This window comes from Phenylobacterium sp. VNQ135 (assembly GCF_049445735.1).
In the GTDB taxonomy this organism is placed as follows: domain Bacteria; phylum Pseudomonadota; class Alphaproteobacteria; order Caulobacterales; family Caulobacteraceae; genus Phenylobacterium.
In genome coordinates this window covers 151,553-171,338 of sequence record NZ_JBMSDS010000005.1, presented here as the reverse complement: position 1 = coordinate 171,338, position 19,786 = coordinate 151,553, and the positions used below count along the sequence as shown (strand labels likewise).

Sequence of the window (19,786 nt, the reverse complement as noted above, 5' to 3'; positions counted from 1 at the left end):
TAAGAGCCGCGTCTTTGCGCGCGGATGATGCTGTCGCCTGGATTGTCACGCTCGCGCTTCCCTCTAACCGTTGCTACCTCTCCCACCCGTAGCGACTACAGGGTCAAGGCTTAATCACATGCGCGCTTCCCGAGGCCTCACGATCGGGGGGTTGGCGACCGCCAGCGGCGTCAATCTCGAGACCGTCCGTTACTATGAGCGAATCGGCCTGATGCCGGCGCCGGACCGCACCGCGGCGGGCCACCGCGTGTACGAGGATCACCATCTGCGACGCCTCGTCTTTGTCCGGCGGGGCCGACAGCTTGGGTTTTCCCTGGATGAGATTCGTGCGCTGCTGGACCTGGCCCAGCCTGGGCGACGCGCGTGCGGTGACGTCAAGAAGCTCGCCGCGATGCACCTGGACGAGGTCCGCGCAAAGATCGCTGATCTTCGCCGGCTGGAGACCATTCTCAGTGACACCATCCGCAAGTGCGACGGACAAGCCGATGCGCCCGCATGTCCGGTTCTCGACCTGCTGGAAGCGGATGCTGTCGCCTCGTCATAGTTCCCATCGCCGCGCCTTTGGCCCGGCGCCCGCTTAGGGCTCCGCCCTCGGCGCGCTTCGGAGCGGCTTCCGCCCAGCTTCGGTCCCCTCCGCCGGGCGCCACAGGCTGACGGGCCTCCAGGACCCTGCAGCCGGTTCCCCGCGAAGCCGCCCCTCCGCTTGCACACCCGGTCTCGCCGACGGGCAGGGCTGCAGGCGCGGCGTGCGCCTGCAACCCAGGCCCAAGGAGGACCTTATGACCGTCCAGACCGTGATCGAGTCCGGCGCTGTGATCGAAGTGCCCCTCAACAAGCTCAAGAAGTCGCCGAAGAACGCCCGCAAGACCCCGCACGGCGAAGCGGCCATCGCGGCCCTGGCCGCGTCCATTGCCGCCAAGGGCATGCTGCAGGCGCCGGTGGTGGAGCCCGAAGTGGGTGAGGACGGCGCGCCCACCGGCTTCTGGCTGGTGACCATCGGCGAGGGCCGCCGCCTCGCCATGCTGCTCCGCCTCAAGCGCAAGGAGGTCCGCAAGAGCGAGCCCGTCCGCTGTGTGGTCGACACGACCAACGACGCCCACGAGATCAGCCTGGACGAGAACGTCACCCGCACCGAGATGCACCCGGCGGACCAGTTCGAAGCTTTCCGGCGGCTGGCGGCAGAACGCGGTCTTGGCGCCGAGGACATCGGGGCGCGCTTCGGCGTCTCGGCCCAGGTGGTGCGCCAGCGTCTGCGGCTCGGCGCGGTCTCGCCCAAGCTGATGGCGATCTACCGCGAGGGCGGGCTGGCGCTCGATCAGCTGATGGCCTTCGCGGTCAGCGAGGATCATGGGCGGCAGGAGCAGGTCTATGACCAGCTCACCTTCAATCGCTCGCCGGGGGTGATCCGCCGCGCCATGACCGAAGCCAAGGTCCCGGCCAGCGACCGGCGGGCGATCTTCGTGGGGGCCGAGGCTTACGGCGAGGCCGGGGGGACCATCCTGCGCGACCTCTTCACCGAGGACGGCGGCGGCTGGTTCGAGGACGTGCCGCTGCTCGACCGGCTGGTGACTGAGAAGCTGGACGCCATCGCCTCGGAGGTCCAGGCGCAGGAGGGCTGGACGTGGGCGGCGGCCTCGCTCGACTACCCGCACGGCCACGGGATGCGGCGGGTCTACCCGCACCCGGTGGAGCGCTCGGAGCCGGACAAGGCGCAGATCGACGCTCTCTCCGAGGAATACGACGCCCTGGTCAGCCAGTGGGACGCGGTGGAGGAGCTGCCGCCCGAAGTGGAGTCCCGCCTTAAGCAGATCGATGCCGCGCTGGACGCCTTCGGCGACGGGACGGCTTACGATGCCGACGAGGTGACGCGCGGCGGCGTGTTCGTTATCCTCGGCCATGACGGGCAGGCCCGCATCGAGCGAGGGCTGATCCGGCCCGAGGACGAACTGCCGGTGGCGGAGGCCGAAGCCGAAGACAATGCCCAAGGCGAGACGGAACCGGATGGTGACAGCGATGGAACCGCGCCGAAGGAGGCCGAGCCCGAGGAGGATGCGGGCGCGCCCTTGTCGGAACGGCTGGTGCTGGACCTGACCGCCTACCGGACCGTCGGCCTGCGCGACGCCGTGGCGACCGACCCCACCCTGGCGCTCACCGCCCTGGTGCACGCCCTGGCGCTCAAGGCCTTCTATTCCCCTTGTGAGCAGGCATCGTGCGTGGAGGTGAAGCTGGTCAGCGCCTACCTCGACGGCCATGCGCCGGGCGTCAGCGACAGCCCGACTGGACGACGGATCGCCGAACGGCACGCGGCCTGGGCGGCGCGCCTGCCGCGCGAGCCCTCAGAGGCGTGGGACGCCGTGTCGGGCTTTGGGGCGGGCGAGCTGATGGACCTTCTGGCCCATTGCGTGAGCCTCGGGATCAGCGCCGTGCGCAATCCGCTCGACCGCAAGCCGGCGGCCTGGGACCACGCCGACCGGCTGGCGCGCGCGGCGGGGCTCGACATGACCATCACGTGGGCGCCGACCGCCGAGCGTTACCTTGGCCGCGTGACCAAGGCGCGCATCCTGGAGGCGGTCGCCGAGGCGCGAGGGGCGGAGGTCGCAGAGCGGATCAGCGACCAGAAGAAGACCGAGATGGTGGAGACGGCCGAAGTCCTGCTTTCGGGGACCGGCTAGCTGCCGCCGCTGCTGCGGACGGCAAAGGCGGAGGCCCCGGAGCCGTCGCAGCAATCGCAGGCGATGGCCGCCGAGTAGACGCTGCTCTTCCGTCCAACCGGCCCGCGCGGGTTCGCCTGCGCGGGCCTCTGCTTGCTTAGATCACCTGAAGGCGGAATCGACGGATCGCGGCCGCCAGCTCTCCTCGCCGGTGCATGAGCGGGCCGACTTGCGTGGCGACCAGCTTCGGGAGGGCTCGCTCGAAAATGGCGAGGTTCGGCTCGCCTGTGAACCGTGACAGATAGATCAGCCCATCGGGCTGCAGGTCGTGCGCGTGGAGCGCCGCCGACCAGGCCTGGGCCAGCCGCCAGTCCGCCGCGTGCGCCACGTCGGAGGGGACGCCCATCCGCAGCGGCCCATCACCGCGCAGGTCCGCCAGCCGCAGCGGCGTCACCACCTCGATCTCCGCGCAAGCCAAGTCGTCGAACTCGGTGAGTTCGATCGGGAGGTCTCCAAGCCGCCCGTCGCCGCGGTCCCGCACCAACGTCTCGGCCACGGTCACGTTCAAGGACGAGCCGAGGTAGACGACGCCATACCGCTCGGCGGCCTCGGGCGGCGGGCTGAACCGACTTTGCGCCGACCGTCCGAACCCCAACGGATCGGGGAAGGTGCGGCGATAGAGCCGCAGCCAGGTCGCGCCCGCCGGCTCGTGGTGCAGGACGAGCGAGCGGCTGCGAAATCCCTCCGGCGGTTCGGTCGCCACTCAGCCGAAATCCCCGCGCGCCTGGCTTTCGGCGAGGTCCAGGACCTCTGCGACCTTGCCCCTCCGGAGCCGGTCCTTCGGCGCCTCGCCTTCCAGAGCCGGCGACGGCTGCGTCAGGAAGCGGAACACCGCCCAGGGGCTGTCGCCCAGCAGCTCGAACACCGTCGGCAGGCCCGGCAGCAGGCCGCCGTCCCGGCTCACCTGCCACGCCGGGTAGCGGACGCCGCGCTTCGCGCCCTGCAGCCCCAGGATCTCCCGGCGCTTGAGCTTCTGGCGCACCGTTTCGCGCGTGGCGCCGATCAGCCCGGCGAAGTCGTCGGCGCCCAGCATGTCAGGCGCGGCCAGGACCTCGGCCGCACGGCTCTCGCCCCGGGCGCGCGCGTCGCGGAGGGCGGCTTCGAGCTCATCGTCCGCGGGGGGGCGTCGACGCCGGGCGAGGCCGCCGATCCGCGCGGCGAACGTCGGCACGTCTGTCGTGGATGGCGCGCGATCCACCAGGTCGGCCAGGTAGCGGACGCCGCCTAGCTCTCTGAACGCCGCGTCGTTCGAGAACTGCTCCGCCATCAGGATCGGCTCGGCGAGCTTCCCGCTGCGCCAGGCGTCTTCCATGGCGGCGAACAGCCGCTGGTGGAACGGCTCGTAGAAGTCCATCGCGGTGAGCGCCGCGCCCAGGTGTTCAAACCCGTCATTGTCGTACAGCAGGGCCCCCAGCAGCGCCTGTTCTGCCTCGATGTCGACGGGGAGCGCGTCCGCCGACAGCGGCTCGACGTCGATGTCCACCTGGGACGAGGGACCTTGCAGCCGGACGGTGAGCTGGGTCGGCCGGCCCGTGCTGTAGGCGGCGCGAACGGCGCGCTCCACCTGCTGCAGCAGAGCGGCGAGCGCTGGGGTGGCCGGGTCCGCCTGTTCGGCGGCGGGCGCAGCACCGCCGAAGCGGCCGGTCGCAGTGCTGCGCTGAGCGACCCCGGCTGGCCTGCCGGTCTTCTTGGTGACGGCGTGGGTCATGGCGGGCTCCCAAGATGCCAAGATGGGCAATCTCGTCAACTTCGTCAACCTGCCGTCCGTTCCGACTTGGACGAGGGGCTGAGGCCCCGTTCCGGGAGGCCGATGCTTGGGGCGCCGGCGACCACACGTCTTCGTCGCGCGTGTCCCGGCCCGACGCGGTCTCTCTCGCTGGCTGATCTGGGCGAAGCCGATCCGGACCTTCAACGCCGACCCGCCGGCTTTCTTCCCCTGAGGCGTTCGCCTCATTCCTCGCGAGGCAAGAAAGCCTCTGGGTCGGGCGCCCTCCGCTGCGCTCCGGCCCTTCGCCACCCCACGCGCGGGCGCGTGAGGACCCGGCAGGGTGAAGGTCCGGCCTGGCTCCGCCCGACCGATCGCCATCGAGACCGCGATGGGCGCGGCTCGCCAGCGAAACGGAGACTTCCCATGGCCACTATCGGCGCCTTCCACAAGCAAGCCGACGGCTCCTACAGCGGGGCCATCAAAACCCTCACCCTCAACGTCAAGCAGGCCCAGTTCCGGGCGGCCGACAAGGACAACGAGAAGGCCCCGGACTTCCGCATCTTCTCCGGCCAGACCGAATTCGGCGCCGCCTGGAAGAAGACCTCTCGGGAGAACCGCGACTACCTCTCGGTCAAGCTCGACGACCCCAGCTTCCCGGCGCCGATCTACGCCAGCCTGGTCGACGCCGAGGACGGCTACAGCCTGATCTGGTCCCGCAGCCGCAGCGCCGACTGACCGCCCCGAGCCGCCGCCCCGCACGGCGGGGCGGCGCCCCATCCCCATCATCCAAGTTCAAGGAGGCCGCCATGTCGCGCGCGCCCGAACACACTCGCCCCGACCTCTACAGCCGCGTCACCCAAGCCATCGTCGAGGACCTGAAGCGTGGCGTCCGCCCCTGGACCAAGCCCTGGTCCGCCGAGCACCTCGCCGGCCGCATCAGCCGCCCGCTCCGCCACTCCGGCGAGCCCTACAGCGGTATCAACGTGGTCCTGCTCTGGGCCGAAGCCGTGGCCCACGGCTACGCCGCGCCGATCTGGATGACCTTCCGCCAGGCGCTGGCGCTCGGCGCCCACGTCCGCAAGGGCGAGCACGGCGCAACCGTCGTCTACGCCAACCGGGTCAAGCGCACCGAAGCCGGCGACGACGGCCAGGATGTCGAACGCGAGATCCCCTTCCTGAAGGCCTACACCGTGTTCAACGTCGAACAGATCGAGGGCCTGCCGGCGCACTTCCATGCCCCGGCCGCACCGCAGCTGGAGCCGCAGCAGCGGGTCGAGCATGCCGAGGCCTTCTTCCGGGCGGTTGGCGCCGACGTCCGCCACGGTGGCGGCCAAGCCTACTACGCCATTGGTCCAGACTACGTGCAGTGCCCGCCGTTCGAGACCTTCGTGGACCCGGAGGCCTACTACGCGACGCTCGCCCACGAGTGCACGCACTGGACCCGCCACCCGAGCCGCCTCGACCGCGACTTCGGCCGCAAGCGCTGGGGCGACGAGGGCTACGCGCGGGAGGAGCTGGTGGCCGAACTGGGCGCCGCCTTCCTCTGCGCGGACCTCGGCCTGGAGCTCACCCCGCGCGAGGACCACGCCAGCTACATCGACAGCTGGCTGCAGGTGCTTGAAGGCGACCGGCGGTTCGTCTTCACCGCCGCGGCCCACGCCCAGCGCGCGTGCGACTTCCTGCACGCCCGTCAGCGGGCGAACGCCGTCGCCGCCTGAGGCCAGGCCCGGCGCGCTCAGCGCGCGCCGGGCGCTTCGCAGTAGGGGCGCAGGTCATCCGGGATCGGCATCGGCTTCTTGGGCGGCACGTCGGCGCCGCCGGTGTTGCCGTGCGGCAGCCAGCCCAGCAGCGACAGCAGCCCGCCCGTCGAAAGGCGCAACACCTGGCCCAGCACCTCGCGCGCGTCGCGGCGCCGCCAGCCGATCTTCAGCATCAGCCAGTGCGTCCAGCTGTGGGCGTCGAACCACGGCTGGCCCAGGATGTGCGCGCGCTCAGCCAGGCGGAACGCCTCGCGCAGGTCGCCCCGTGCGTATCCGACGCGCGCGGCCGCGGCCTCGCGTTCGTAGGCTTCCCGCCGCGCCGTCGTCTTCAGGTTCGCCATCTCGCCGCCTCCCAATCCGCGGCGAGCGTGCATGCTCTAGCCACTGGAGGATCAAGGCCGTTCTGCGGAGCGCTTGCAACCCTGGCGGTTTACCTCTTGCCGAACGCACCCATCGGGCGATGATGGGCAGGGGGCGCGCGACCAGCAGGAGGCGCGCAATGGCCGATGAGGAGCAACACACGCTCCTGGACGGGAAGGTCCATGTCTACCGGCGGGCCAACAGCCGGTACTGGCAGTGCTCGACCTACCTCGGCAGCCGCAACCATCGCCAGTCCACCCGAGAGGAGAACCTCGCGGCGGCCATGGACTTCGCCCGCGACTGGTACATGGACGTCTACACGGAGCATCGGGTCCGCAATCGCGGCGGCGAGATCGTCGCCGCCGAGGAAGCTCGCTTGCGCCAAGCACGCCTGCCGGCCCCGCGTGGGCGGAGCCACACCTTCACGGAGGCCGCCGAGGGATTCCTCGCCGAGTACCAGGTCCTGACCTTCGGCGAGCGCAACGCCGTCTATGTGGAGGGCAAGGTCCGACACGTGCGCCTGCGGCTGGAGCCCTTCTTCGGAAGGGCGCCGCTGCACCGCATGACCGCGGGCCGCATCCAGGCCTACCGCGTCAGCCGCATGACCCCGCCGGAAGGCGACGCGGCCAAGGCGTGGCGGCCGCCGGCCAAGAGCACCCTGCACCAGGAGTTGGTGACGCTTCGGCAGATCCTGAAGTGGGCAAACCGGCAGGGCTGGATCCATGCCTTGCCGGACATGAGCGCCCCCTACCGCCAGTCCGGCAAGATCTCGCACCGGGCCTGGTTCTCGCCCGAGGAATACAAGCGGCTTTACGAGGCCACGCGGGAGCGGGCCCGGACGCCCAGGAAAGAACGCTGGCGGGCGCAATCGGAGAAGCTGCACGACTACGTTCTGTTCATGGCGAACACCGGCCTCAGGCCCGACGAGGCCTCGCGGCTGCAGTTCAGGGACGTCAGCGTCATCTCCGATACCGGCAGCGGTGAACGCATCCTGCAGATCGAGGTGCGGGGGAAGCGTGGGGTCGGCTTCTGCAAGAGCATGCCGGGCGCGGTGCTGCCCTTCGAGCGGCTGGCCAAGCGCGGCGCGCCGGCCCAGGCCGACCTGATCTTCGGAAAGGTGCAGCGGCAGCTCTTCAACGCCGTCCTGGCGGAGCTCGATCTCAAGCACGACCGGGAGGGCAATGTCCGGACCGCCTACAGCCTGCGGCACACCTACATCTGCCTGCGGCTGATGGAAGGCGCCGACATCTACCAGATCGCGAAGAACTGCCGCACCAGCGTGGAGATGATCGAGAAGTTCTACGCCTCGCACATCGCCGGCACGATCGACGCCGCCGCGGTGAACGTCAGGAAGGCGGCGGCGCGTCCGGCGGCCGGGCCGAAGCGGCCAGGCCCGGCGCCGTCGGCGAAGGCTCCGGCTCCGAAAGCTGCGGCGCGTCGGCCGCCCGCGCGGCGATCCGCATCGCCCGCGCCTGAGGCGTCGCCACCGTGAACAGGCCCTGGAACTCCGGGTCGGCGTAGTAGCGGACCTTCTGCGCCACGACCGGCGCCTCGCCGGGCCGCAGCAGGATTTCCAGCGACGGATGCAGGCGCATCACCTCGTCGGGGGTCATCAGCTCGCGGCGGGCCAGGTGCGTGCTGGTCGACGACCCATGGGTGCTGAAGAACTGGTTTGGGGCGCGCGAGACGGATGTGCCGGACGTCTCATACGCCACGGTGGTGGCGCCCAGCGACTTCGAGATCCACTCGGCGGTGTCGTAGTCGGCGACGTTGAAGACCTGCAGCAGACTGGCGTTGGAGAGGAAGGTGCCGGCGCGCTCGCCATAGGCGCCCCACAGCTGATGCATGTCCTGCAGGATCGGCCAGAGCTGGACGCCATAGCCGGCCATCAGGCCGAAGGCGCGCTCGATGGGCTCGAGCCGTCCGAGCGTGGCGAATTCGTCCAGCAGGAAGAGCACCGGCGGGCCCTCCTCAGCCGGCGTGCGCGCCAGTTCGCGCAGGCCCTGCGCCACCAGCAGCCGGAGCCAGCGCGCATAGGTGTCGATGCGGTCCGGCGGCAGCACCAGGAACACGGTGCACCAGGAGGTTTTCAGGTCTGAGAAGCGGAAGTCGCTGCCCGCCATGGCGGCGTTCAGCCGGGCGCTGTCGAGGAAGTGGGTGTGCCGCTGCGCCGAGGAGAGCACGCCCGCCGCCTCTCGGTCGCTCTTTGACAGATGGCGGTTGGCGGCGCGGCGGACGAGGCCGCCGGCGCTCGTGCTCTTCTGCATTTCGGCAAGCGTGCCGTCGAACTCGTCGGGGTTGCCGCTCAAGAGGTCGCGGACCGTCGCCAGCGTGCGCTCCGGCTTTGGGCGGCTGCAGGCGACGTGCAGCATCAAGCCGGCGATCAGCGCCTTGGCCTCTTCGTTCCAGTGCGCTTCGCCGAGATGCGCCGGCGGATCGTAGACGAGCGCGTCGGCCAGAACGGCGGCGTCCTCCGCGAGGTCCGGGTTGTCGGGATCGAGGACGTCCATCGGATTGTAGCGGGCCTGCGGCATGCCCGTGACGCCGAACGGGTCGAGCACATGGACGGGACCGAGCTGGCGGCGCCGGTCGTAGGTGACGCCAGTGTTCTCGCCCTTCGGGTCGAGGCAGAAGACCGAGCGATCGCAGGTCAGCAGATTGGGGATGATCGCGCCCACGCCCTTGCCTGATCGGGTGGGCGCGATGGTGAGCAGATGGCCGGACGCATCGTGGCGTAGGAGCGCGCCGCCGCGGCGGTTTTCGCGGCCGACGATGAGGCCGCGGTCGCGCCGCAGAGTCTGGCGGACGCGCTTGTCCGACGCGAACTGCGCCGAGCCGTGCACGGTGTCGTCCACCCGTTCGTAGCGAAGGCGCCAGTTGCCGAAGGCGATGACGGCGCCGAATAGGGCGCCGCAGAAGATCGACACCCGCCGCCAGATGTCGCCGGCGCCCATCACCTCGTCGATGAACCAGCCGGCAAGGCCGCCCGCAATCTGGCCCAGCACAATGCCCCAGACGACGAAGATGACGCAGAGGATGTAGCGGCCGATCACGGCGTCACCGCCGGCTGAGCGGTCAGGGACGCCTTCGCGTCTTGCTCGGCCGCGAAGGCGCGCTGCCCGCGACGGCGCCAGAGCGCCAGCGTCGCCTGCCGGTCGGCCGGAGACAGCGTCTCCGCCAGCGACAGCAGAGCGCCGTAGAGTGTCGCCCGGTCGTCGCCCACGGCATCGGCCAGACCGGACTTCTGGATCAGGCCGCCGAGTTCGATCAGCCGATGGGTGCGTTCGCGTCTTTCCACGACCCAACTCCGCGTATCTGTGCGCGCCCGGTAGGCTTCCGCCCGCCGAACGGCGGCGGCGTTGCTACGGAGCGCCCGGAGCGTGTTCCTCAGATCCGTTGCGCGGCGCGCCGCTCCGGCGTGCGCGTTGAAAGAAGGCGGCGCCCTTGCGGCGCCACGCCTCCTTCGCGGCCGCGTCCTTCTCTTCGACGGCGCTGAGCAGGACGCCGGCCAGGGTGTCGACGTCCAAGCTGTCGGCGCCGGTGGCGGCGACCAGTTCGCCGAGCTGGGTGATCTTGCGCGCCTTGAGGCCCTTGGCCTTGTCCGCGAGCGCCTTGAGTTCGGCGTCGATATCGCGAGGTTTGCGCATGCAGGTACGCTCCTTTCAGCGGATGCGCCCCCGCCAACATGCTAGCTCAGGTTGAGTTCGTCCGCCAAGTGGGCGATGCTACACCGCCCCGCCAGTCACGAACGGCCGCAGGTCTGAGTGCGCGCTTATACGTCGTGACCGACGTCGGCTGCGGAGTGACGCCGTCATGGCGATCTATCACTTCTCGGCGAAGGTGATCAGCCGCGCCAACGGCTCCAGCGCGGTGGCCGCCGCTGCGTATCGTTCGGCGTCGCGCCTGAACGACGAGCGGCTCGGCCGGCACCACGACTTCAGCAACAAGGCCGGCGTCGTCCACTCCGAGGTCATGCTGCCCGACGGCGCACCGGAGCGTTGGCGCGATCGCGAAACGCTCTGGAACGAAGTGGAGGCCGGCGAGGCGCGCAAGGATGCGCAGCTCGCCCGTGAGGTTGAATTCGCCATCCCGCGCGAGATGAACCAGCCCGACGGCGTGCGGCTGGCGCGCGACTTCGTGCAGCGCGAGTTCGTCGACCGCGGCATGGTCGCCGACCTCAACGTGCATTGGGATGTGGCGGAGGACGGCGCGCCCAAGCCGCACGCTCACGTCATGCTGTCGATGCGCCAGGTGGAGGGTGACGGTTTCGGCCAGAAGGCGCGCGACTGGAACCGCACCAAGCTCTTGTCGCATTGGCGTGAGGCCTGGGCTGAGCATGTGAACGCGCGCCTCGCTGAACTCGACATCGACGCCGCCATCGATCACCGCAGCCTGAAGGACCAGGGGATCGACCTCGAGCCGCAGAACAAGATCGGCGCCGCGGCCTCCGGTCGCGCAGATCGCGGCGAAGTGGCGGAGCGGCTCGCCGAACATCGCGAGATCGCGCGGCGCAACGGCGAGGTCCTGGCGGCGAACCCGTCGGTCGGGCTGAACGCCATCACCCGCCAGCAGAGCACCTTCACAGACCACGACCTGATGCGCTTCGCGCACCGGCACACCGATGACCGCGAGCAGTTCCAGCGCGCCCTCTCGGCGATGCGAACGTCGCCGGAGGTGGTCGCGCTGGGCAAGGACGGCGCGGGCCGCGAGCGCTTCACAACCCGGGAGATGCTGGCGGTCGAGCAGCGGCTGGAGGACGCCGCCGAGCGGCTCGCCGCCCGCAAGGATCATGCGGTGCGCCCGCAAGAAGATGGCGGGCGCGCCGCCACCCTCGGGCGGGAGCAGTCCGAGGCCCTGGCGCATGTCACCGGCGGCGGCGATCTCTCGCTGGTCGTCGGCTACGCCGGCTCAGGCAAGAGCGCCATGCTCGGCGCGGCGCGCGAGGCGTGGGAAGCCGATGGCCTGAACGTCCGCGGCGCCGCGCTCTCCGGCATCGCGGCCGAGAGCCTGGAAGGCAGCTCCGGCATCAAGTCACGGACCCTCGCCAGTCTCGAGCACAGCTGGGCGAACGACCGCGACCGGCTCGGTCCCAACGATGTGCTGGTCATCGATGAGGCCGGCATGGTCGGCTCGCGCCAGATGGAGCGGGTGCTGGGCCATGCGGAGCGGGCTGGCGCCAAGGTCGTCCTCGTCGGCGACGTGGAGCAGCTGCAGGCCATCGAGGCCGGCGCGGCCTTCCGCGCACTCGCTGAACGGCACGGCGCGTCCGAGATCACAGAAGTGCGCCGGCAGACGGCCGACTGGCAGCGGCAGGCGACGCGGGAGTTCGCCACGGGCCGGACCTCGCAGGCGCTTGATCGCTACGCGGCGCACGGGTCTGTGGTCGAGCACGCCACGCGAGCTGATGCGCGCGTCGGCCTCGTCGAGCAGTGGGACGAGGCGCGCCGCGCCAACCCTGCGGACCGGCAGATCATGCTGGCGCACACCCGGGCCGACGTCGCCGAGCTGAACGGCCTCGCGCGGCAGCGGCTCAGAGACAGCGGCCACCTCGGCGAAGAACACCTGATCCAGACGGAGCGTGGCGAGCGAGCATTCGCCGCCGGCGACCGCATCATGTTCCTCCGCAACGAGCGCTCGCTGGGCGTGAAGAACGGCTCCCTCGGCGAAGTCGAGCGCCTGGACGGCAGCACGATCTCCGTGCGGCTCGATGGGCCGGGCGCTCGCCAGGTCACCTTCTCGACTCACGAGTACGCCCACATCGACCACGGCTACGCCGCCACCATCCACAAGAGCCAGGGCGTCACCGTTGACCGGGCGCACCTCCTGGCGACGAGCGGCCTCGACCGGCATGCGACCTACGTCGGTATGACGCGCCATCGCTCCGAGGCGACGCTGCACTATGCACGTGAAGACTTCCGCAGCCGGTCGGAGCTGGCGGCGACGCTCAGCCGCGAACGGCCGAAGGACACGACGCTCGACTACAGCGATGGGTTCGCAACGCGCCATGGCGTCACCGACAAGGATCCGGTGACACGCCGCGCCGACCGGTTCATCGCCGAGTGGACGGAGGCAAAGAGCCGATCAGCGAAGACAGGCGGCGACATCTTCGCGCGCCGGGCTGCCGAGCGGGAGTTCCATCGCCTTGCTACGCAGCTACATCGCGATCCTGAGCTGCGGCAGGCGCTGGCTCATCGGCGAAGCGAACTTGGCATCGACCAGAGCGGTCCTCAGCGCGGTTTGACAGACGAATTGGCGCGCTCAGTCGGGCGAGGGAGAGGACTCGACCGCGGTCGCTAAGGCAGCTCGTGACTCTTAGCTGACCTTCGAAAGGTCAGCTTGCGGGCGACCTCCGAGCTTGGCCGCGGCAGCTCAGGAGATGACTCTTAGCGGACCTTCGGACCTTCCGCTTGGCGGACGCGAACGCAGATTCGCTGTGTCGGTAAGTGCGACTCTAAGCGAGGTTCGGCTGTAACTTCACTGATCTGCCCGATGCAGGGGCGGCAATTTCAGTGGAAGCCGCTAGCTGCGCTCCGCCCATTTGCGAAAGACTGCAAGCACGGGTTTGGACTTGATATTAAACAGCTCAGGTTGGTTCTGGTCGAGGACAGCCCTGAGGCGACGAGGTACCTCAAAGTGCCAGAACTTTGGAGCCGACGCCTTGGTGGTGCGGCCGATTTCTTGATAGTCGCCGTTTCCGGCCCACCCAAGACCCTTCGCACCTAGAAGAAGGCCGATCTGGGAAGCATGGAAGCCAAGCTCCTCGCCGATCTGGGAGGCGGTGAGGGTATAAACGAGAGCCGCTTCAGCTGAGACCGTCGGCAGGTCCGGTTTGCAGTCGAGCCCCGCCACCCGAGCGAAGGCCTCTTCCTTCTTTCCAGTGCGGACGCCGTGCATCTCAGCAACGAGCGTCTCTATTCCATTGGTGAGACGTTCAAGGCGCGATGCCATCGCCTCGTTGGCCTCTCTCAAGATGTCGTTCTGTTCTCGAAAATGATTCTGAATTGAGGATTCTACCTGGCGCACGCGTTCTTCGATCGAGCGCGGGCGCCGCTCCGCAGGCAGGTGAAATACCTTTGCAGAGCGCGGGCCTGTCTTGTCGGGCTTTTCGGTCATGCCGCGCGAGCTCCTGTGGTCCTAAGGTCCGCCGCAGCCTGGAAGGTCAGCTCGAAAACGCGCTCCAAATAATCGTCGCTACTTTGGCCGGGACGATCACGAAGCACGTCTTCGCGTACCTCATGGAGAGCTGCCTTCTTGGCGTCCTCAATTGCCTGAGCGACCTCCTGGAAAGCATCAGGGTTATCGACGTCTGCCTCCTGCATAAATCTCAGCACGAGCGATGGATCGCCCGCCAGGAGCCGGATCAACTTGTCGGCTGTTTTGCTCTGAGGAACTTTGCCGCGCTCCCAGCGGGTCCACGTCTTTGGACCGGTCGAGAGCATCTTTTCCAAGTCAGCCTGCCGCAGGGCATACTTGCATCGGATAGCGCGAAGCTCCTCGGCCGAAAGCAAGCCATCGATGTCACGCAACGCAGCAGCCACCGCATACTCATGCCTCGAGATTTGCCCGCCCACATAGCTGACAACGCCGCATGTGCGGCACACGGTCTGCTCGTCGGAGATGGTGCGGACTTCACCGCTGTGATGGACCTCGAACAATCGCGTCTCGACAGTCCGATCTGCGGATCCGCACTCGGGGCACTGGCCCTCTTGGAGGGCGGGGCGCTCAGTCGAGCTATGCATAACGGTTGTCCTCTTTGAACGAGGTGATCACGAGCTTCTTCGAGCCGCTCGCTTCCTCGCGAATAATCAGTTTCACAAACATCCGGCAGTCGCAGAAATCGATCCAGAGTGAGTAGTAGTCCGACACTGTCCCTGGATAGTATTTCTCCGTGACCCTAGATTTGAACCAGTGGGTCTCGCCGAGTTCGAACTGCAGTACATAGAGCAGATCGTCCGAGTCGACGTTGCGCGCCCTAAGCTCTGCCATGACAGCGTCGAAGAACTCACAGTTGGTCTCGTCGGAAGCGAGCTGCCGCACAAGTTCAAGATCGTGGCTCGGCATGTCGAAGCGCCTGAAGGGTAGCACGGTGCTACCCGCAAAGCAATGGGTAGCACCGTGCTACCTCACAAGCAACGGCCTAGCAGATTGGGCACGCTCACGTACCGCTGCGCGTAGCGCGCCATGGAGCGCGTGCGAGAAGGGGGGCAGTGCTCAAGCCAACGGCAAGCGAGGCGCGGTTGAGTCGTAAATCCGAACTTAGAGCTATATCCGGCAGATCGTCGCGCCAGTAACGACAGGTGCTCCCGGCGGGTGCCCTGACGAAGAAACCCTCCGAAGCATGCATTCCTCAATGTCGCAATTGGGAGTTGCGATATTCGATTATCGTGGTTAGCTCTGGTGTAAGAGGAGACTGAAAAGATGCAGACCGCACAGACCACCGCTCTCCGGACGTCGGTACTTAAGGCCAAAACGGCCAACCCGGCGCTTCAGCGGCTCCAAGGCCGTCTTCGCTCTGACGCGCAGGTCAGCGAAGTGATCACCAGCTACGATCGGATGCATCACCGCCACAATCGCTCGTAGGCGCGAAGATGGCGCCAGCGAGGATCTCATCTTTCCTCGTCAAGGTGGCCTCCCGCTGCAACCTCGATTGCGACTACTGCTACGTCTATCACCACGCTGACGAGGCGTGGCGATCTATGCCGCAGGTTCTAAGCGACGAGAACCGGCAGGCATTCGCCCAGCGTCTGGCGGACTACGCGCGGGCCGTCGACCTGAAGCGGGCCGCGGTCATCTTCCATGGCGGTGAACCGCTACTCGCAGGTGCAGCGTCGCTTTGCTCCTTCGCCAGCTTGATCCGCGCGACGGCGGGTCCCCACACCGACGTCGATATAGGCCTGCAGACGAACGGGCTCTTGCTCGATGACGCAGCCCTCGACCTTTTTGAAGCGCACACCATCGGGGTGTCGCTCAGCCTCGATGGTCCGCGCGCTGTAAATGACCTGCATCGAACCACCCGGCGGCGGCGTTCGAGCTTTGACAAGGTAGAGGCCGCTCTGGAGCGGCTAAAGCTCAGGCCCTCAGTTTTCGCTGGCGTGATTGCGGTCATCGACGCGAGCGCGGACCCAGAGGAGCTCCTGGAATATTTCGCGGGCCATGCGCCGCCGCGCGTAGACTTCCTTCTGCCTGACGCACACCACTTGCGCCCTCCGCCGGGACGCAGCGATGACCCGGACCTGTACGTGCGCTGGCTCAAGCGAGCCTTTGACGTCTGGCTTGACCACTACCCCTCCTTGTCCGTGCGCAGCTTCGAGGCGCTCCTCGACGCCATCATGGGCTTGCCATCAGCCACGGATGCCTTCGGGTTCGGGGACGTGAGCCTGATCTCCGTCGAGACCGACGGGACATATCACGACCTAGATGTGCTGAAGGTCGTCGGCAACGGGACGCAGCTCGGCGGGGGCCTGCTGGACACCTCAATCGCCGAGGCCGCGGGTTCCGCTCGGCTTGAAGCGCATCGCCGCCTGCTTGCGAAACCTGGCCTTTGCGCGACCTGCCAGGCCTGCCCGATTTCGGACATCTGCGGCGGGGGCGCCGTACCGCACCGCTGGAGTGACGCTGGTTTCGACAATCCCACCGTCTACTGTCGCGAGATGACGGCGCTCATTGCGCACGCGCAGTCGCGCCTGAGCGAAGCGCTGGAAGCCGAGGCCGCCGAGCCAGAGCTCGACATAGACGTCGACGCCTTTGAGCTTGCGGAAACGAGCGAGGCGGTGATGGCAAGCCTGCGCGAGCGAGCGTGTCGCGCGCATCGCGACTCTCTCGATGCGGCCTTGCGCTACATCGCCGGGCTGGGTGGACGGACCGGCGCGACGGCGCTGCGCATCCTGTCGGGATCGCCAGAGCGCCTTGACAAGATCAGCTGGCAACCCGGCGTGGTGGCATGGAGCGGAGTGACGCTTGCGGCGCGCGACGGGCGAACCGTCACCGACGTGTCCGGAAGCGCGCTGAAACTCGATGCTGACTATGTTGACGACATCGAACGCCTGTGCAGCTCTGCTATCGAGATGCCGATCGTGGGCGCCGACGATCGCTGGCTCCGCCGGCCTTTCGGCGAGGCGATCGTCTTCGAGCCGGAAGCGGTCGCAGCCGTTGCGCGGCCGCTGGTCGAAGAGGCGCTTCGCATTCTTGCCAGATGGCGGCCAGCGCTGGGCCGGGAGATCGAAGCCACCAGTCCGGCCGTGCAGTTCGTCCGGGATCCGACAGCCCATCCGGAAAAGATCGTCTCGTTCAGCGATGACGCTGTTCCAGGTGCCCTATTCGTGTCCGTGCGCCAGGGGGAGGATCTAATCGACGCCTATGACCTGGCCGACTCCCTGCTCCACGAGCACCGACACCAGAAGCTTTATCTCTTCGAGCGCCGCTTCCCGACGACGCTTCCCGCCGATCTCGTGGTCTCCCCGTGGCGAGAAGATCTGCGACCCGTGTCGGGCCTGTTCCACGCCATCTTCGTTTTTGTCGAGCTGCGGCGCTTTTGGGAGCATGTCCTGGCCTCGGGGCCGCCGAGGATGCAGACCCGCGCGCGCAACCAGCTAGCGGACACGGACCGCAACTTGGCTCGCGCGTTTGAGACCCTGGAACAATGCCAGCTCACCCGTGCGGGCGCAGCGCTCGCCGCTGTGCTCCGCTCGCGCGGCACCGTCTCGCTGGCGGCCTGAGAGTGTGGCTACCCCGAGACAGGCTGCCGGACGAGCCACACGCGCGACACGCACGGCTGAGAGACTACTTCTGCGATCGTGATGCGGTGGCGACGCCGGAGGACGGTGGCTGGCGGCTGGACTTTCGCTGGCCGGACGAGCTTGAGCGGCATGTCGATCCGATGCTCGCCGGTCACCTCCGAGGGTGGGCGCCCGGGCTCGGCGAGATGGTCCAATCCGTGCGCCGGCAGGGTCGGGTCACGACCGCGCTCTACGACACGTGGACGCTGGTAAGCTGGGCCGATTGGGCGGCGAGGTCCAATCCAGGCCCGGATGCGCACCTGACCATTCTCCACGTGGACGATCATCGCGATCTGATGTCGCCGCGCCTGTTCGTCGACGGCGGCGTCTGGCGTGACCCTATCGCCGGCGGCGCTTTCGAGTTCGGGAAGCCGGACAGCGTGCGAAGGGCTCTTGAGAGCGGCGCGGTCGGTATGGGCAGCTTCCTGACGCCTGTGCTACACGGTTTCCCGGCGGCCGAAGTCAGACATCTCTGTCAGCCGCCAAAGGCACCATCGACCGCAGTCTTCGAAATTCAGCCCCATCTGCAGCGCGATGACCTGATCGACCCTGATGCGATGCGACCTGCGATCACTCTCGTACCGGCTGATCGCCATGGTCCAGGACGCTACATGCTCACCCCGGACGTGGGTGACTGGTTGAGAGATCTCGCCACCGGGCCAGTGCTCCTGCACATCGATATGGACTACTTCAACAACCGCTTCGATGGCGACGGAGACTGGGCCGAAAGACCCCAGCGACTGGATCCTCCAGCCGGCGCCGTCATCGCACGAATTCGCAGCGTGGCCGAGGCCCTTCGGCATGCCCGGCTCCTGCCCCGCATTGAGGATGCCGTTATCGCCTATTCTCCGGGCTTCTTTCCCTCGGAGCTCTGGGACCCCGCCGACCGCGCCCTGCGTGAAGAACTTGAGGCGCTCTATGCCTAAGCCGGTCCGGCGTCGCCCGTCGACCCGCCCCACACCCAAGCCTAAACCCGTCGTCCCGGTTCCGCCGGAAGAGCGGGTCTTGGCGGGCCAAGTCCGGATCGTTCGCGGGAAGGGCGGCCCCGAGACAGGCGGAGGTCCAGGCGGCGAGGCTTGGGCGATTTTTCATGAGACCAACCGCGCCGGCCGAATCTACATCAACTGGATCGACGAGCCGCCGATCGGCCCTCACGCCTCGATCCAAATCTATCTGAATCGGCAAAGCCAGGGGCGGGGTATCGGCTCCATCGCCTATCGACTGGCCAGCGAAGAGAGTCAGTACGACACCATCTACGCCCATATGCGAAAATCGAACGAGGCGTCGAAGCGGGCCGCGGCGGCGGCGGGCTACGACGACATCACCCCCGCCGACCAATCGCAGTGCTTGATGCGCTGGGTCCGGCAGCGCTGAGCTGGCGACGATGCTCGTCGCCTTCATCATCCCCTGCCTGAACGAGGAGGCGCGTGTCCGAGCAACAGCGATGTCTCTGGCAGGGGGTGGGGATCAGCTCCCAGCGGATACCGACCTCATTCTCGTCGACAATGGATCGACGGACGCCACCTGGACCATTCTTGGCGACCTTGTAGCGCTCGGGAGAGGTCGCATCCACCGGGTGCGAGAACGCAGGCGCGGCTTCGTTCCGCCCCGGCATCGCGGCGTCATGCACGCGGCCGGCCTGGCGCGCAGGCGGGGCGTTGCCACCGACGATGTGCTGATATTGCAAGGAGACGCCGACACAATCTATCTGCCTGACTATATCGACCGCATGCGCTCAGCCGCTGCCGCCAACGTCCTTCTTGAGGGATCGATTGGCCGTGTGAACGAGGGCGATCCCCGTCTGCTGGCGTATCGCGCTCTCGAGCTGAAGGTGGATCAGGTCATCCGCGCCTATGAAGTCGACGACGTCCAGGAGACGCTCGTTGACGACAAGGCGTGCGGTTATCGCCTCACTGATTACGAGCGCTGGGGCGGCCTCCAGCGTGAATACGCTGCGGACGGGTCTGAGTTACACGCCGAAACGACGCGATTGTTCCTGCGTGCTCGCGCTCTGACAGGCGCGATGCGCCATCGCGTCGAGAGCGCCAGCGCGCTGACCTCACCGCGCCGCATCCTTGAGGATCCTGTCCTCTACTTCTGCACCGCTGGATACCCTCGGGAGCGGAGTTGGGTTGCCCGTTTGAGGCGGGCGGCGGCCACGGCTGGCGGGCCTCGGGTGGCCTTGGGCGAGGACTCTAGTTACGCAAACGAAGCGGCCATCCGCTATCGGCTCGGCCACACGCTCGCGCTTTTCTGGATCCTGCCGTGGCTGACAGCAATCCTCCTTGAAGACAGCCTGCCCGACATGACGCCTGTGGGTTTTGGCCCGCACAACTTCAGCCGCAGCGACCTCGTAGAACGACCTGGAGCGGTGCTGATGCGCCTGCTGGCCATGATCGACGAACCCGAGGCAGCGCTTAGCAAGCTCCTGGATCAGCATGCCAACGAGGCGGCCCGCGCCCTCAGATGAAT

19 protein-coding genes and 1 pseudogene are annotated in these 19,786 nt (G+C 67.8%); 11 read left to right on the top strand and 9 right to left on the bottom strand.

The window, feature by feature from the left end; genetic code table 11:
• The first annotated feature begins 118 nt into the window (after window positions 1-118).
• Window positions 119-544, top strand: a complete 426-nt coding sequence (locus ACO2Q0_RS18505; RefSeq protein ID WP_423353006.1) for a MerR family transcriptional regulator — start codon at window positions 119-121, stop codon at window positions 542-544.
• Between the two features lie 235 nt (window positions 545-779).
• Entirely contained in the window at window positions 780-2,672 is a 1,893-nt protein-coding gene (locus ACO2Q0_RS18500) for a ParB/RepB/Spo0J family partition protein (RefSeq protein ID WP_423353005.1), read from the top strand.
• Between the two features lie 136 nt (window positions 2,673-2,808).
• On the opposite strand, the gene ACO2Q0_RS18495 is transcribed toward ACO2Q0_RS18500, so the two are convergent.
• Both ACO2Q0_RS18495 and ACO2Q0_RS18490 read right to left on the bottom strand, forming a co-directional pair.
• Entirely contained in the window at window positions 2,809-3,414 is a 606-nt protein-coding gene (locus tag ACO2Q0_RS18495; protein WP_423353004.1) for an RES family NAD+ phosphorylase, read from the bottom strand.
• On the bottom strand, window positions 3,415-4,419 hold the full coding sequence (locus tag ACO2Q0_RS18490) for a DnaB-like helicase N-terminal domain-containing protein (protein ID WP_423353003.1): 1,005 nt from the start codon (window positions 4,417-4,419) through the stop codon (window positions 3,415-3,417). It abuts the gene before it with no gap.
• Window positions 4,420-4,842: 423 nt separating this feature from the next.
• Between ACO2Q0_RS18490 and ACO2Q0_RS18485 the strand changes: the two genes are divergently transcribed.
• Together ACO2Q0_RS18485 and ACO2Q0_RS18480 are read left to right on the top strand one after the other, a co-directional pair.
• Window positions 4,843-5,154, top strand: a complete 312-nt coding sequence (locus ACO2Q0_RS18485; RefSeq protein WP_257835818.1) for a DUF736 domain-containing protein — start codon at window positions 4,843-4,845, stop codon at window positions 5,152-5,154.
• A 71-nt stretch (window positions 5,155-5,225) separates the two neighbouring features.
• Entirely contained in the window at window positions 5,226-6,137 is a 912-nt protein-coding gene (locus ACO2Q0_RS18480; protein WP_423353002.1) for an ArdC family protein, read from the top strand.
• 17 nt (window positions 6,138-6,154) lie between these two features.
• Here the strand turns inward: ACO2Q0_RS18480 and ACO2Q0_RS18475 are convergent, their stop codons facing one another.
• Complete coding sequence (locus ACO2Q0_RS18475; protein WP_293383834.1) at window positions 6,155-6,520, bottom strand: DUF3703 domain-containing protein; 366 nt, start codon at window positions 6,518-6,520, stop codon at window positions 6,155-6,157.
• Between the two features lie 158 nt (window positions 6,521-6,678).
• Here ACO2Q0_RS18475 and ACO2Q0_RS18470 point away from each other — a divergent pair, with 158 nt between their 5' ends.
• Window positions 6,679-8,031, top strand: coding sequence for a tyrosine-type recombinase/integrase (locus ACO2Q0_RS18470; RefSeq protein WP_423353001.1), 1,353 nt, complete (start codon window positions 6,679-6,681; stop codon window positions 8,029-8,031).
• A 19-nt stretch (window positions 8,032-8,050) separates the two neighbouring features.
• Here ACO2Q0_RS18470 and ACO2Q0_RS18465 read toward each other — a convergent pair.
• The 3 genes and pseudogenes from ACO2Q0_RS18465 to ACO2Q0_RS18455 all read right to left on the bottom strand — a co-directional run.
• Window positions 8,051-9,493, bottom strand: a pseudogene (locus ACO2Q0_RS18465) (type IV secretory system conjugative DNA transfer family protein); the annotation flags it as partial.
• Between the two features lie 95 nt (window positions 9,494-9,588).
• The gene (locus ACO2Q0_RS18460) at window positions 9,589-9,837 is read right to left on the bottom strand and encodes a conjugal transfer protein TraD (RefSeq protein ID WP_423353000.1); all 249 of its coding nucleotides are present in this window, start codon (window positions 9,835-9,837) and stop codon (window positions 9,589-9,591) included.
• A 64-nt stretch (window positions 9,838-9,901) separates the two neighbouring features.
• Window positions 9,902-10,186, bottom strand: coding sequence for a conjugal transfer protein TraD (locus ACO2Q0_RS18455; protein WP_374470341.1), 285 nt, complete (start codon window positions 10,184-10,186; stop codon window positions 9,902-9,904).
• 166 nt (window positions 10,187-10,352) lie between these two features.
• Between ACO2Q0_RS18455 and traA the strand changes: the two genes are divergently transcribed.
• Window positions 10,353-12,836, top strand: coding sequence for a Ti-type conjugative transfer relaxase TraA (traA, locus tag ACO2Q0_RS18450; protein WP_423352999.1), 2,484 nt, complete (start codon window positions 10,353-10,355; stop codon window positions 12,834-12,836).
• A gap of 222 nt (window positions 12,837-13,058) precedes the next feature.
• Here the strand turns inward: traA and ACO2Q0_RS18445 are convergent, their stop codons facing one another.
• Genes ACO2Q0_RS18445 through ACO2Q0_RS18435 form a run of 3 tightly spaced genes read right to left on the bottom strand, consistent with a single transcriptional unit; the run spans window position 13,059 to window position 14,600 of the window.
• Complete coding sequence (locus ACO2Q0_RS18445; protein WP_423352998.1) at window positions 13,059-13,652, bottom strand: hypothetical protein; 594 nt, start codon at window positions 13,650-13,652, stop codon at window positions 13,059-13,061.
• Window positions 13,649-14,278, bottom strand: coding sequence for a type II TA system antitoxin MqsA family protein (locus tag ACO2Q0_RS18440; RefSeq protein ID WP_423352997.1), 630 nt, complete (start codon window positions 14,276-14,278; stop codon window positions 13,649-13,651). The genes ACO2Q0_RS18445 and ACO2Q0_RS18440 overlap by 4 nt, the downstream gene beginning before the upstream one ends.
• Complete coding sequence (locus ACO2Q0_RS18435) at window positions 14,271-14,600, bottom strand: hypothetical protein (protein ID WP_423352996.1); 330 nt, start codon at window positions 14,598-14,600, stop codon at window positions 14,271-14,273. Before ACO2Q0_RS18435 ends, ACO2Q0_RS18440 begins: the two co-directional genes overlap by 8 nt.
• Before the next feature lie 357 nt (window positions 14,601-14,957).
• Here ACO2Q0_RS18435 and yhhA point away from each other — a divergent pair, with 357 nt between their 5' ends.
• The 5 genes from yhhA (at window position 14,958) to ACO2Q0_RS18410 (ending at window position 19,784) form a co-directional block, all read left to right on the top strand.
• The gene (gene yhhA / locus ACO2Q0_RS18430; RefSeq protein WP_423352995.1) at window positions 14,958-15,119 is read left to right on the top strand and encodes a YhhA family cyclophane-containing RiPP; all 162 of its coding nucleotides are present in this window, start codon (window positions 14,958-14,960) and stop codon (window positions 15,117-15,119) included.
• A gap of 8 nt (window positions 15,120-15,127) precedes the next feature.
• Window positions 15,128-17,254: a cyclophane-forming radical SAM/SPASM peptide maturase YhhB gene (gene yhhB / locus ACO2Q0_RS18425; RefSeq protein WP_423352994.1), complete on the top strand. Its 2,127-nt coding sequence runs from the start codon at window positions 15,128-15,130 to the stop codon at window positions 17,252-17,254.
• An 86-nt stretch (window positions 17,255-17,340) separates the two neighbouring features.
• Window positions 17,341-18,240, top strand: coding sequence for a hypothetical protein (locus ACO2Q0_RS18420; protein WP_423352993.1), 900 nt, complete (start codon window positions 17,341-17,343; stop codon window positions 18,238-18,240).
• A 79-nt stretch (window positions 18,241-18,319) separates the two neighbouring features.
• A complete protein-coding gene (locus ACO2Q0_RS18415) occupies window positions 18,320-18,688 on the top strand; it encodes a GNAT family N-acetyltransferase (RefSeq protein ID WP_423352992.1) in 369 nt (122 codons plus the stop codon).
• A 10-nt stretch (window positions 18,689-18,698) separates the two neighbouring features.
• The gene (locus ACO2Q0_RS18410; RefSeq protein ID WP_423352991.1) at window positions 18,699-19,784 is read left to right on the top strand and encodes a glycosyltransferase family 2 protein; all 1,086 of its coding nucleotides are present in this window, start codon (window positions 18,699-18,701) and stop codon (window positions 19,782-19,784) included.
• Window positions 19,785-19,786: the final 2 nt, after the last annotated feature.

Coding starts and splice junctions, on each gene's coding strand:
- ACO2Q0_RS18505 (WP_423353006.1), top strand. CDS start 119: ATGCGCGCTTCCCGAGGCCTCACGATCGGGGGGTTGGCGACCGCCAGC.
- ACO2Q0_RS18500 (WP_423353005.1), top strand. CDS start 780: ATGACCGTCCAGACCGTGATCGAGTCCGGCGCTGTGATCGAAGTGCCC.
- ACO2Q0_RS18490 (WP_423353003.1), bottom strand. CDS start 4,419: ATGACCCACGCCGTCACCAAGAAGACCGGCAGGCCAGCCGGGGTCGCT.
- ACO2Q0_RS18485 (WP_257835818.1), top strand. CDS start 4,843: ATGGCCACTATCGGCGCCTTCCACAAGCAAGCCGACGGCTCCTACAGC.
- ACO2Q0_RS18480 (WP_423353002.1), top strand. CDS start 5,226: ATGTCGCGCGCGCCCGAACACACTCGCCCCGACCTCTACAGCCGCGTC.
- ACO2Q0_RS18475 (WP_293383834.1), bottom strand. CDS start 6,520: ATGGCGAACCTGAAGACGACGGCGCGGCGGGAAGCCTACGAACGCGAG.
- ACO2Q0_RS18470 (WP_423353001.1), top strand. CDS start 6,679: ATGGCCGATGAGGAGCAACACACGCTCCTGGACGGGAAGGTCCATGTC.
- ACO2Q0_RS18455 (WP_374470341.1), bottom strand. CDS start 10,186: ATGCGCAAACCTCGCGATATCGACGCCGAACTCAAGGCGCTCGCGGAC.
- traA (WP_423352999.1), top strand. CDS start 10,353: ATGGCGATCTATCACTTCTCGGCGAAGGTGATCAGCCGCGCCAACGGC.
- ACO2Q0_RS18445 (WP_423352998.1), bottom strand. CDS start 13,652: ATGACCGAAAAGCCCGACAAGACAGGCCCGCGCTCTGCAAAGGTATTT.
- ACO2Q0_RS18440 (WP_423352997.1), bottom strand. CDS start 14,278: ATGCATAGCTCGACTGAGCGCCCCGCCCTCCAAGAGGGCCAGTGCCCC.
- ACO2Q0_RS18435 (WP_423352996.1), bottom strand. CDS start 14,600: ATGCCGAGCCACGATCTTGAACTTGTGCGGCAGCTCGCTTCCGACGAG.
- yhhA (WP_423352995.1), top strand. CDS start 14,958: ATGCAGACCGCACAGACCACCGCTCTCCGGACGTCGGTACTTAAGGCC.
- yhhB (WP_423352994.1), top strand. CDS start 15,128: ATGGCGCCAGCGAGGATCTCATCTTTCCTCGTCAAGGTGGCCTCCCGC.
- ACO2Q0_RS18410 (WP_423352991.1), top strand. CDS start 18,699: ATGCTCGTCGCCTTCATCATCCCCTGCCTGAACGAGGAGGCGCGTGTC.